Annotated in this window: 9 protein-coding genes; 4 read left to right on the top strand and 5 right to left on the bottom strand. The window is 60.3% G+C overall.

What is annotated here, in order from left to right; all coding sequences use genetic code 11:
- Positions 1-173: 173 nt before the first annotated feature.
- Positions 174-3,149 (bottom strand): TonB-dependent receptor domain-containing protein, encoded by a 2,976-nt coding sequence (locus QMK33_RS16835; RefSeq protein WP_283565784.1) that lies wholly within the window; start codon positions 3,147-3,149, stop codon positions 174-176.
- Between the two features lie 249 nt (positions 3,150-3,398).
- Here QMK33_RS16835 and dxs point away from each other — a divergent pair, with 249 nt between their 5' ends.
- The 4 genes from dxs (at position 3,399) to QMK33_RS16815 (ending at position 8,008) form a co-directional block, all read left to right on the top strand.
- The gene (gene dxs, locus QMK33_RS16830) at positions 3,399-5,345 is read left to right on the top strand and encodes a 1-deoxy-D-xylulose-5-phosphate synthase (RefSeq protein ID WP_283565783.1); all 1,947 of its coding nucleotides are present in this window, start codon (positions 3,399-3,401) and stop codon (positions 5,343-5,345) included.
- Between the two features lie 153 nt (positions 5,346-5,498).
- Complete coding sequence (locus tag QMK33_RS16825) at positions 5,499-6,410, top strand: mechanosensitive ion channel family protein (protein WP_283565782.1); 912 nt, start codon at positions 5,499-5,501, stop codon at positions 6,408-6,410.
- Between the two features lie 83 nt (positions 6,411-6,493).
- Positions 6,494-7,357, top strand: a complete 864-nt coding sequence (locus QMK33_RS16820) for an aldo/keto reductase (protein ID WP_283565781.1) — start codon at positions 6,494-6,496, stop codon at positions 7,355-7,357.
- 87 nt (positions 7,358-7,444) lie between these two features.
- Entirely contained in the window at positions 7,445-8,008 is a 564-nt protein-coding gene (locus QMK33_RS16815) for a DUF4136 domain-containing protein (RefSeq protein ID WP_283565780.1), read from the top strand.
- A gap of 35 nt (positions 8,009-8,043) precedes the next feature.
- Here the strand turns inward: QMK33_RS16815 and QMK33_RS16810 are convergent, their stop codons facing one another.
- The 4 genes from QMK33_RS16810 to QMK33_RS16795 all read right to left on the bottom strand — a co-directional run bounded on the left by QMK33_RS16810 (position 8,044) and on the right by QMK33_RS16795 (position 11,702).
- Positions 8,044-8,538: a hypothetical protein gene (locus QMK33_RS16810; protein WP_283565779.1), complete on the bottom strand. Its 495-nt coding sequence runs from the start codon at positions 8,536-8,538 to the stop codon at positions 8,044-8,046.
- Positions 8,539-8,625: 87 nt separating this feature from the next.
- Positions 8,626-9,879, bottom strand: coding sequence for an AAA family ATPase (locus QMK33_RS16805; RefSeq protein WP_283565778.1), 1,254 nt, complete (start codon positions 9,877-9,879; stop codon positions 8,626-8,628).
- Between the two features lie 84 nt (positions 9,880-9,963).
- On the bottom strand, positions 9,964-10,413 hold the full coding sequence (locus QMK33_RS16800) for a c-type cytochrome (RefSeq protein WP_283565777.1): 450 nt from the start codon (positions 10,411-10,413) through the stop codon (positions 9,964-9,966).
- The gene (locus QMK33_RS16795) at positions 10,413-11,702 is read right to left on the bottom strand and encodes a PQQ-dependent sugar dehydrogenase (protein ID WP_283565776.1); all 1,290 of its coding nucleotides are present in this window, start codon (positions 11,700-11,702) and stop codon (positions 10,413-10,415) included. Before QMK33_RS16795 ends, QMK33_RS16800 begins: the two co-directional genes overlap by 1 nt.
- Between the last annotated feature and the right edge of the window lie 126 nt (positions 11,703-11,828).

The following is an 11,828-nucleotide window of genomic DNA, read 5'->3' as shown; positions in this document are numbered from 1 at the left end:
GGCATAGGCAGGGGGAAGGTCGGGCAAAAATACGGTGGCCCACCGGGGCGGGGCAGCGCCCGGCGGTTCAACGCGGGTGGCCCGCAGCAGCCCCGCCCCGGCTTGCAATAAAAATGCCCGGTTGCGGGGGCAACCAGGCATTTGAAAAATAACTGCTAAACAGGCACTTGCCTCTACGGCCGCCCGCCGGGGCTACCGGCCGGCGTGATGCCGCTGGGCGAGGTAGTGCCCGGCGAGGGCGGACCCACCGGTGAGGTAGTGCTGCTGGGCTTGATGGCCGGCGACGCGGCTGGCGCGGTGGTCGTGCTGTCGGCGGGCACGGCTACGCCGGGCGCAGGGGTGGGCTGGCCGGCCGCGCCGTTGGGCAGGGTGGGCTGGTTGCGCAGCAGCTGGGGCGAGCCGGCTGGCATGGCGCGGCGCGTGGAGTCGGTGGCGCTGGCCGGGGCCGGCGCGCCGGCCGGGCGCTGGCCGGCGCCGGGGTAGCCGCCAGGGCGGGCCGCGCCTGGCGCACCTTGGCCGCTTGGGCGGCCCCCGCCGCCAGCCGGGGCACCGCCCTGGCCGCCTCCCGTGTCGCCACCGCCGAGGCCGCCGCCCGCATCGCCACCGTCCTTGAGGTCGTCGTTGCTGACGCCCTTCCGGCGCCGGCCGGCGTCGCCGGCCGTGAGCTTGCCAATGCGGTAGCTGAAGTTGACCTTGAAGCTCAGGCGGTTGAGAACGTTGGTGCTGTTCTGCGTCAGCACCGGGCCGTTGATGGCCACGCCATTATACGTATCCACGTAGGGCGTGCTTACCGAGTTGCGGATGGTAATCTGATTGCTGAAAAAGTTCTCGGCCCCAAAGCCGAAGCTACCCCGCTTCTCGGCAAAGTTGCGCTGCAAGCTCAGGCTATACACCCCGAAGCCCGACTGGTAGCCCTGGAGCTGCACCTGCTGGCCGCGCACGAAAGCAAACGCCTGCAAGGCCCAGTCCTTGTTGAGGTTATACGAGCCAAATACCCGCCCATTCACCACGAAGCCCTGGTTGCTGGAATTATAAATCGTGGTGGTGTCGTTGTTGCGCAATACGCTGTAAAACAAGTCCATGCTGCCGTTGAGGCTCATCTTGGCGTTGTTGATGCCCACAAACAGGTTGGTGCCGTAGGCCCGCTCGGTGCCCGCGTTGCGGAAGGTAGAGAGCAGCGCGCCCACTGCGCGGGTGGGATTGAGCGAGTCGGCCAGCGGCACCCGCACCGTCTGAATGGCGTTGTTGGTGCTGCGCACGAAGGTCGAGATGTTCAGATTCACCTTCTGCTTAATCTGGGTGCTGTAGCCCAGCTCGTAGTTCTGAGTATTCTCGGGCCGCAGCACGGGGTTGCCGGCCGAGGCGTTTAACGGGTTGGAAGCCTGCACGTTCGGGTTCAGGAATTGCAGCGAGGGCCGCTGAATCCGGATGTTATAGGCCAGCTTAAGCACATTGCCATTTTCGAACTTGCGCGACAAATTCACGCTGGGCAGCACCTTGAGGTAGTTAGGAATATTGGTGGCCGTGAGCACCCCGTTGGGGTCGCTGAAGCTGGCGGTGATGGTGGTATACTCGAAGCGCACGCCCGGCTTTAAGGCGAAGCCCTTGGGCAGGCCCATGGTGTAGGCAGCGTAGCCGGCGGCCACGTTCTGCTGGTACAAAAAGGAGTTGGGAGCCGGGGGGGTGGCCGGGGCCAGGCCGGGCCCGTAGAAATTGCTGTAGTCGCTGGTTACGCGCCGCACAATGTCCTTCACGCCCACTTCCAGCAGCTGGTCTTTGGCGGTGGGCGTCTGGTAGTCCACCTGTCCGGTTATTTCCTGGTTGCGGCTCTGGTTGTTGTTGCCCAGCTGGCCCAGGTAAGCCCGGTCGCTGGGTTCGAATACGTTGTTGGTGAAGTCGTTGGTCTGGTTGTTGCGGCTGAATAAGGTCAGCACGCTCAGCTCGCGCTGCTTCTGCTCGTAGAGGTGGGTGTAGTTGAGGCTCGCATCCACGGTGCCCGAGTTGCTGGTCGAGGCCACGTCGCGCACCGAGGTGATGCCCGTGGTAGTGCCGGCCAGCGTGTTGCTGATGAGCTGGTCCTGGTAGTTCTTGCCGTTGCGCACGCCGTAGGCCAGCGAGCCGGCCAGCGAGTTTTGCTTATCGAAGTCATAGGTGAGGCCCAGCGTGTAGCGCCCGAAAGCGTTGGTTTGCCGGGTGGCGGCACGCTGCTGCACGGTGGTGCGGTCGCCGCGTTGCAGGTTGGTGCTGGTCTGCACGTTCTCGAAGCTGCCCGGCGTGTTGTACTGCGCCCGCCCAAAGCCACCCAGCGACGCGCCAAACTTACCGTTGCTCACGCTGCCGCTCAGGCCCAGGTTGCTGGCGCGGGTGCCGGCGCTGCTGTTCACGCTCAGCGAGGCCCCGCGCAGGTTGTTTTGCTTGGTAATGATGTTGATGATGCCGCCTGAGCCCTCACCATCGTACTTAGCTGAGGGTGAGGTAATTACTTCTACGGTCTGAATCTGGTCGGCCGGAATCTGCTTAAGCGCGTCGGCCACGCTGCTGGCGGCAATGGTCGAGGGCTTGTTGTTGATGAGCACCCGAATATTGCTGCTGCCCCGCAGGCTCACGTTGCCATCGAGGTCCACGCTCAGCAGCGGCACGCGCTTGAGCACGTCGGTGGCGTCGCCGCCGGCCGTGGTTTTGTCCACGTCGGCGTTGTAGATGGTGCGGTCCACGCGCTCCTCAATGAGCGGCTTGCGGCCCGTTACGATTACCTCGCCCAGCTTCTGGGCGGCGGCGGCCAGGGCCACGGTGCCCAGCGCTACGGTGCCGCCCGGCGTTACCACCACGCCATTTTTTACCTGCGTCTGGTAACCGATAAAGCTGACTTCGACGCGGTAGGTGCCGGGCGGCACGGGCAGTACAAACTTGCCATCGTCGCCGGCCACACCGCCGTTCACGGCGCTGTTGGTGACCGGGTTAATCACGGCTACCGTGGCGTACGACACCGGCTTGCCATTGGCCGCATCGGTGATGGTGCCCGTAACGCGGCCCGTGCTGCGCGGCGCGGCGGCCGCCGGCCGGCCGCCCGCCTGGGCTAAGCTCAGTAACGGGCTGCCCAGGAGCGTGGCCGCCACAAGCCCCGAGAATGGGAGAGTATTCTTGTTCATAAAAATCATAACGGCCAAAGTGCGTAAATAGCTGCTGATGGTTGCAGCGGCTAAGGGCCAGCCCGCGCAATTCATCGGCCAAGCCGGCAATTGTCCCGACCAGACCTGCTGGCCCGCTGGCGCACGGGGCGCACAAAGGTCGGCCAAACACAACCGCCCACGCACCATTGTCGTACCTTTGGGGTCGGCCGGCCAATCTTTTAGCTCGCCCCGCGGTTGCTTAGCCGCCCCCCACTCTTGCCTGCCCCGATGATAATTGAACCCGGCCCGCTCCTGGCGGCGATATCCTCGCCCGACGACCTTAAAAAGCTCGCCCCCGAGCAGTTAGTGCAAGTGAGCACCGAGCTGCGCGAGTTCATCATCGACACGGTGAGCATCTACGGCGGGCACTTCGGTGCCTCCCTGGGCGTGGTCGAGCTCACGGTGGCGCTGCACTACGTCTTCAACACGCCCTACGACCAGCTGGTGTGGGACGTGGGCCACCAGGCCTACGGCCACAAAATACTGACCGGCCGGCGCGACCGCTTTCCTACCAACCGCCGCTACGGCGGCATGTCGGGCTTCCCGAAGATGACGGAGAGCAAATACGACGCCTTCGGGGTGGGCCACAGCAGCACCAGCATTGGGGCGGCGCTGGGCATGGCCGTGGCTTCCGACTACAAGAAAGAGTTTGACCGCCAGCACATTGCCGTAATCGGTGATGGCTCCATGACGGCCGGCATGAGCTTCGAAGCCCTGAATCAGGCCGGGGCCATGCGCAACAACATGATTGTGGTGCTCAACGACAACTGCATGAGCATCGACCCCAACGTGGGCGCGCTCAAGGAGTACCTCACCGACATCACCACCTCGCGCACCTACAATAAGGTGCGCGACGAGCTGTGGAATGTGCTGGGTAAGCTCTCGAAATTCGGCCCCAACCCCCAGCAGATTGCCCGCAAAGTAGAGGCTGCCATGAAGGCTACCCTGCTGAAGCAGAGTAACTTATTCGAGGCGCTGAACTTCCGCTACTTCGGCCCCGTCGATGGCCACGATGTGCAGCACCTGGTCGAAGTGCTGAACGATTTGAAGTCCATTCCCGGCCCCAAGCTGCTGCACTGCGTCACGGTGAAGGGCAAAGGCTATGCGTTGGCCGAAAAAGACCAGACGCTGTGGCACGCGCCGGGCCTGTTTGATAAGATTACCGGCGAGATTTTCACCAAAGTCCCCGACAAGCCCCAGCCGCCGAAGTACCAAGACGTATTCGGCCACACCCTGTTGGAACTGGCCCAGGCCAACGACAAAATAATGGGCGTAACGCCCGCCATGCCCAGCGGCTCCTCGCTCAACATCATGATGGCCGCCATGCCCGAGCGCGCCTTCGACGTGGGCATTGCCGAGCAGCACGCTGTCACGTTTTCGGCCGGCCTCGCTACTCAGGGCATGGTGCCGTTCTGCAACATCTACTCGTCGTTTATGCAGCGCGGCTACGACCAGGTGGTGCACGACGTGGCTCTGCAAAACCTGCACGTGGTGTTTTGCCTCGACCGCGCCGGCTTTGCCGGGGCCGACGGCCCCACCCACCACGGCTGCTACGACCTGGCCTACATGCGCTGCATCCCCAACATTGTGGTGAGCGCGCCCATGAACGAGCAGGAGCTGCGCAACCTGATGTACACCGCCCAGTTGCCCGAAAATGCGAGGCCGTTCAGCATTCGCTACCCGCGCGGCGAGGGTGTGATGCCCGAGTGGCGTACGCCGCTCCAGCGCGTGGCCATCGGCACGGGCCGCGTCATTCACGAGGGCGAAGCGGGCGGCGTGGCCGTGCTCACCATCGGCCACATCGGCAACTACGCGGTGAAGGCCGCCGCCGCCCTCGCTACCGAGGGCCTCGATGTGGGCCACTACGACATGCGCTTCTGTAAGCCGCTCGATGAGGAAATGCTGCTGGGCGTGGCCCGCCGCTACCGCGCTATCGTAACCGTGGAGGACGGCTGCCTGCAAGGCGGCTTCGGCTCGGCGGTGCTCGAATTCCTGGCCGACCACGGCCAGCACCTGCCCGTGCGCCGCCTCGGCATTCCCGACCGCGTGGTAGAGCACGGCTCGCAGGACCAGCTTTACAAAGAATGCGGCTTCGACGCCGACGGCATTGCCCAGGCCGTGCGCGAAATGGGGGCGAAGGTGGCCGAGGCTAAGCGCGAAACGGTGCTGCGCTAAGGTTTAGTAAATACGTAGCGTGGACCCTGTGAGTCGGCGCGTGGGAACGTTGTTCAACGACACCACGCGCCGACTCACAGGGTCCACGCTACGTATTTACTGACCTTGTAGAGGTTTCTACTCACGGACTTCGTACTACCTTATTTCTCCCTTATGCTTCACGATTTACAGGAAGTGCTGCGGGCCTACTGGCAGCAGTTTGTGGTGGTGCTGCCGCGGCTGGTGCTGGCGCTGGTGCTGTTTGTTATCATTTGGGCCGCCGCCGCCCGGCTGCGCAAGTACCTGAACCGCAAGCTGTCGGCCAAATCAGATGACCCACTGCTGACCAACTTCCTGACCCAGATGGGGCGCTGGCTGGTGGTGCTGGCGGGCCTGCTGCTGTGCATGCAGATAATCGGCCTCTCGGAGCTGGTGGGTGGGCTGATGGCGGGCGCGGGCGTGTCGGCCTTCATCGTGGGGTTTGCTTTCAAAGACATTGCTGAGAACTTCCTGGCCGGCGTTATCCTGGCCTTCAACCGGCCTTTCAACCTCTCCGATACCATCTCGATTCAGGATGTAATGGGCCGGGTGCAGGAGTTGAATATCCGCAGCACCCGCGTCAAGACCTTCGATGGCAAAGACGTGTACATTCCCAACGCGACGGTGCTTAAGGAAAAGGTAACCAACTACACCCGCGACGGCTTTATCCGGCAGGATTTCGTGGTGGGCATCGACTTCGACGACAGCGTGGCCGGGGCCACCAAGCTCATTCTGGAGCAGTTGCGCGCGCTGCCCGAGGTGCTGCAAACGGCGCCGCACGAGCCGCTGGTAATAGTCAATGAGTTGGCCAGCAGCACCGTAAACCTGAAAGTGATGTTCTGGACCGAAAGCGACGACTACCGCCGCGGGGTGCTGGAGCTGCGCAGCCAGGTGATGGACCGCACTAAGATAGTGCTGGTCGAAAACGGCTACTCGCTGCCGCCCGACATCATCGAGATTCGCCTGCCCGGCTTCCAGAAGGCGCTGCCTATCGAGCTGATTCGTAGCGACAAAACGCTGCCCGAGCCGCCTCCGGCCAAACAATAGGTCGCCTGAGATGGTCTTATCTGAATGCCGCCGGCGGGGGCTTGCCCCCATCGACGGCGTTCACGTTTAATCCCTTTTCCATAATGGCCACTACCACTGCATCTTACCCCGCCACGTTCACCATCGGCGGCGACCTTGCTGTTAACCGCCTCGGCTACGGGGCCATGCGCATCACCGGCAAGGGCATCTGGGGCCCGCCCCAAGACCATGATGAGGCCATTCGGGTGCTGAAGCGCGCCGTAGAGCTGGGCGTCAACTTCATTGACACCGCCGACAGCTACGGCCCCAATGTGTCGGAAGAGCTGATTGCCGAGGCCCTGCACCCCTATGCCAAGGGCCTCGTTATCGGCACCAAAGGCGGGCTGCTGCGCACCGGCCCCGACCAGTGGCCCGTCGATGCCAGCCCCAAGCACCTCCAGGAAGTGCTGCACGGCAGCCTCAAGCGCCTCAAGCTCGACCAGATTGACCTCTACCAGCTGCACCGCATCGACCCCAAGGTGCCGGTGGAGGACACGTTCAACTTCCTTAAAAAGGCGCAGCAGGATGGCCTCATTAAGCACATCGGCCTTTCGGAGGTCGATGTGGACCAGATTAAGAAGGCCCAGGAGTTTTTCGAAGTGGTATCGGTGCAGAACATGTACTCGGTTGATAACCGCAAGTGGGAGGCCGTGCTCGACTACACCCGCGAGCAGAATATGGCGTTCATTCCGTGGTTTCCGCTCTCGGGCGGCAACCAGGAGGCCCTGGCCGCCCTCGACCAGCTGGCCCGGAAGCACGGCGCTACCCAGCAGCAAATTGCCCTGAGCTGGCTGCTGCACCACTCGCCCAACATCCTGCTCATCCCCGGCACCTCGCAGGTGAAGCACTTGGAGGAAAACATGAAAACGGCTGATATTCACCTCTCTGCCGAAGACATGGCCACGCTGGATAAAATAAAAGCCGCGTAACGCGGGTCTGTTTTTGAGCGTTAGAAGAAGCCGGTTAGCGTTGCTAGCCGGCTTTTTGCTTTTCCTGATTTTCTACCTTGCCCGCCCATGCCTACCCTGCTCCGCTTCCTTCAGAAACCCCTGCTTGGCCTGGCGCTGGGCCTGGCCGCCTGCTCCTCCGAGCAGGTGACGCGCACCGACAGCCGGCCGGGCGTGAACCTGACGCAGTACAAAACCTACAACTTCATGGACGCCATTGCCCGCAACGACTCGACGTTTATCAACTCGGGCTCCAATATCTTCGACCTCAAGCGGGCCGTGACGCGCGAAATGGAGGCCCGCGGCTTCCAAAAATCCGACAAGCCCGACCTGTGGGTGAACATCGGCCTCACCACCGAGCAGCGGGTGCAAACCCGCGAAACCAACTTCCGGCAGGATGGCCTGCGCAACTACATCGGCCAGCGTAACTACCACTGGCAGGCCGCCGACATACCCGTAAACGAGTACCAGGAAGGTACCGCCACTATCGACCTGGTCGATGCCGCCCGCAAGGAGCTGGTGTGGCAGGGCACCACTTCCACCGTGCTGTCGCGCACGCCCAGCCGGGCTTCCAAGCAGATTGACAAAGGCGTGGCCGATGTATTTGCGCGGTTCCCGATGCCAGCGCGGTAGCGCGGACTCTGCGAGTCCGCGTGTGGCAACGTTGTTCAACTACTACCAATACCCCTACGAATAACCACCACATTTTCAATCAGTAAACGAACCCGAATCGGTATTCCTTCAAAGCGATTATTGAAAGAGGCACTCAAAGCTAGAAAGTCGGCTCCGGGGTAGGGCCGTTGTGAAGTGCGCCCGACGCAGGCGTACGCCACCACCAAAGCACCCGGCAAAATAATGCCGCGAGTAAAGAAATCCTTGATGGTTTGTTCCAACTGCTCCACACAGTCCGCGGCGCGGGCGTAACGCAGGTTGCCGCCGCTGGTAACGTCGCTGTCAGCGGCTTTGAACTCCACGAAACAGGCTTGCTCAGTAGTCAGCAGCAGGCAGTCGCAGCGCCGGCCTTCGCCAGATAAGTACAAGCAGCCGTCAACTTGAATGAGGTGTACCAAACGGCCCGATTCGTTGATTATCTGCAAGTCGAAGCGCCGCTGCATGGGCGGCAGGTAGTGAAAGCAGGGCGCGGTACCGGGCGGGTCCTGCACAAAAAACTCAACCGCCGTAATAGCCTCCTGGCAAGCGTTGCCGCGCATCTGGTCGCGGAATGATTCGCGGAGCGGATTCAGCATCTTCTAAAAACCGCGATTGATGTCGAGCAACTGGTCAAACTCGTCAGCCTGAATACCCGACACGGCATCCAACTCATTCTGGGAGATAAGCTTGGTTTCAGGGTCCAGCAGCGACCGAACGCCGCCCGCACCTTCAGGCCCGTTCACGTAGTAGACGGCAAACTCATCTGGGTTCAGCCAGTATTGCTCGGGAATAATAGCAGCTACCTTTTGGCGCTTCTCTTCATCTTTGGTGCCAACGTGGTGCGCGTAAAGCAGCAGGTTGAGGTGCGAGAGAATATAAGGACTATGCGTATTTATAGTCAAGTCGTTTTCGCCCTTCGTGCATTTCTCCACCAGCCAGTTCAGCAGCCCTTGCTGGGCGGTGGGGTAGAGATTTAGCTCCGGCTCTTCGATGATGAAGCTTTGCGCCTGCTCGGTGTTGCGGCTCAAATGCTCTAGTAGCACTAGCATCGGAGTGACGGATTGAATACCGCTAGCTGTTTCGTGTAAATTAATTAATTTTTTTCTGCCCTCAATTTTTATAAAATCATCACCTCCTATATGAAAGTAATTCGCATTAAATAGAGGTAATTTTAAATCAGATATTACCGTGCGAAACTGAGCATAATTGTTAGCAAAAGTTAGCAAAGGAAGAGGTAATCCAATGTCGTCTCTCATTAAACCTGCCCATGAATTAGTAAGAGAAGAAACAAATATCCTTTCAGAAGGAATATAAGCCGGATTAGTGTAAAGGAAAATCTTGGAAAAAATAAGTTTTAATATTTCACGAGTAGTGTCTTGGACTAATTCATCAGTAAGAGACTGTACAGCACTTATTACCTCATCCAGAGCTTCTTTTTCTATTTCGGTATATTTAGCCGCAGTCCGTAACGTCTGAGATAAAAGTGGGACCTTTTCATTCGTTCGTTCAATAAATACTTGAGTTGCTCTCTTAGTTTGGGTATTAATTAAACGCTTAGTAATCACATCATAAGTAATATGGCGGCCTTTAACCTTCACTCCATATTTACCTCGATTTAATCGTAATTCACTTGTCGAATTAAAATAATTACCTAAGCCATAATAATCAAAAAGATATCCTGGGTCATCAGGAGAGGCATAGAAATCTACGTCTCTGAATACTGACATCAGCTTTGCCAACGTGCTTTTACCTCCCCCTGATGGACCTATAAAAACAGTAACTTTTTTAAAAGTAACATTTACTTCTTCCGTCTGAAAAGGTCCGAAGTTTTTGACAATTAGCTGCTCGTTCATGGTAAAGGGGAAAATAGAAGAGCCCAAAAATACAACGCGGCGGCCCCGTTGCCGGAGCCGCCGCGCGTAGCACTTGACTAACAGTTACTTGAGGGTGGCGCGCACGGCTTTCACCTCGGCTACCTGCACGGCGCTGGCTTTGTTGCCGAAGTTGTTGCGCACGTAGGTGAGCACGTCGGCCACCTGCTGGTCGGTGAGGTAGGCCTGGGCAGGCATGTGCTGCTTGTAGTCGTTGCCGTCGATTTCGATGGGCTCGGCTAGGCCGGCGAGCACGATGTGGGTCAGGCGGGCTTTGTCACCGAGCACGTATTCGGTTTTGGTGAGGGGCGGGTTGATGTTAGGTACGCCACCGCCATCGGCCATGTGGCAGGTGATGCACACGTTTTTATATACCACCGCGCCGCGGGTGAGGGAGGCCGTGAGGGCCGGGTTGGCGGCGATTTTAGCCTTGGCTTTGGGGGTGGGCCGCTGCTGTGCTTGCAGCGATAACGTACAGAAAGCCAGCGCAATATTCAGAAGGATTTGCTTGCTCATTACGATTTCTTGGCCGGGTACACGATGCGGTAGATGGTGCCTTTGGTGTCGTCGCTCACGTAGAGCGAGCCGTCGGGGCCCTGGGCGAGGCCGCAGGGGCGGTGGTCGGCGCGGCCGCTGGCAGTTTTGGCCGGCGAGCCCGAGAAGTTATCGGCAAAAACCTCCCACTGGCCGCTGGGCTTGCCATCCTTAAATGGTTGAAAAACAACGTAATAGCCAGCCTGGGACTCGGGGGCGCGGTTCCAAGAGCCGTGGAAGGCAATGAACGCACCATTGCGGTACTTGGCCGGAAACATGGTGCCCGTGTAGAAGAGCAGCGCGTTGGGGGCCATGTGGGCGGGGTAGGCCGCCAAGGGCGCCAGGTAGTCGCCCTTAGCGGGCGTTTTGCCATCGCCGCCGTACTCGGGGCCTTGCATTATTTCCTTGCGCTGGGGGTCGAAGTAGGTGTAGGGCCAGCCGGCGTTGACGCCGGGCTTGAGGGCGTAGAGGCACTCGGCGGGCAGCTGGGCCGACTGCTCATTGCTGTAGAGCGCGGGCCAGTTGTCTTGCAGCTGGTCGCGGCCGTGCTGCATCACAAAGAGCTGATTGTCTTGCTGGTTCCAGTCGAGGCCCACCACGTTGCGCAGGCCGGTGGCGTAGCGCGTGCCCTGCGGGTAGCGCTGGTTGAGCTTATCAGCCTTGAACTGCCAGATGCCGCCCGCCGAGTCCAGAATGGGGCAGTTGGGAATGCCCTTCGAGCCGCGCGTGCGGTCTTGCTCCTGGCAGGCGTTGGCGTAGGCGCCGACGTTAACGTACAGGTTATCAGCGTTATCGAGCACAATTGATTTTGACTCGTGCTGGCTGCCCACTTTGAGGCCGCGCACCAGTAGCTCGGGCTTGCTGGGGTTGGCTACTTCGCCCTTGGCATCGAGCTTGTAGCGGTACACGGCGTAGTCGGAGGAGGCGTAGAGGTAACCGTTTTTCTCGTACATGCCCGTGCCGCCGTAGTCGCCAAAGCCGCCCGTAACAGTGGCCTTGCCGTTGGCCTGCGGGTGCAGCACTAAGATGCCCTTGCCGTCCTTCACCTTGTTGAGCTTCACGTAGATAACGCCCTGGGGCGTAACGGCGAGGTGGCGGGCTTTGCCGCCGGTTTCGGCCACTTTGAGGGCTCCGAAGCCGGCGGGCAGTTTCAGGCCGGCGTTGTCGGGGTCGGGGGCAATGGTGGGCGCGGTGGGGCGGCTGGCCACGAGGGCCAGGCCAGCCGCCAGGGCGGGCACGGCCAGCAGCAGGCGGGGGGAAAAGGTTTTCATCAGCAAAGTAGGTTTGGGCGGTAGGGAATTGGGTCAGTAACCCTCCCAACTGCGAACGGCCGGCGAAGGTTGCTGCCAGTAGCGCGGTCGGAAAGTACGCGGTACTTTAACTCGCAGCGGCGCTTG

Source organism: Hymenobacter sp. H14-R3 (genome assembly GCF_030063445.1).
Classification (GTDB): Bacteria; Bacteroidota; Bacteroidia; order Cytophagales; family Hymenobacteraceae; genus Hymenobacter.
Note: the sequence above shows the minus strand (reverse complement) of the source record. Positions and strands in the feature narration are given on the sequence as shown.

Bases quoted from the DNA above. Each gene is read 5' to 3' on its own strand.
- QMK33_RS16805 (WP_283565778.1), bottom strand. From the start codon at position 9,879: ATGAACGAGCAGCTAATTGTCAAAAACTTCGGACCTTTTCAGACGGAA.
- QMK33_RS16800 (WP_283565777.1), bottom strand. From the start codon at position 10,413: ATGAGCAAGCAAATCCTTCTGAATATTGCGCTGGCTTTCTGTACGTTA.
- QMK33_RS16795 (WP_283565776.1), bottom strand. From the start codon at position 11,702: ATGAAAACCTTTTCCCCCCGCCTGCTGCTGGCCGTGCCCGCCCTGGCG.
- QMK33_RS16820 (WP_283565781.1), top strand. From the start codon at position 6,494: ATGGCCACTACCACTGCATCTTACCCCGCCACGTTCACCATCGGCGGC.
- QMK33_RS16825 (WP_283565782.1), top strand. From the start codon at position 5,499: ATGCTTCACGATTTACAGGAAGTGCTGCGGGCCTACTGGCAGCAGTTT.
- dxs (WP_283565783.1), top strand. From the start codon at position 3,399: ATGATAATTGAACCCGGCCCGCTCCTGGCGGCGATATCCTCGCCCGAC.
- QMK33_RS16835 (WP_283565784.1), bottom strand. From the start codon at position 3,149: ATGAACAAGAATACTCTCCCATTCTCGGGGCTTGTGGCGGCCACGCTC.
- QMK33_RS16815 (WP_283565780.1), top strand. From the start codon at position 7,445: ATGCCTACCCTGCTCCGCTTCCTTCAGAAACCCCTGCTTGGCCTGGCG.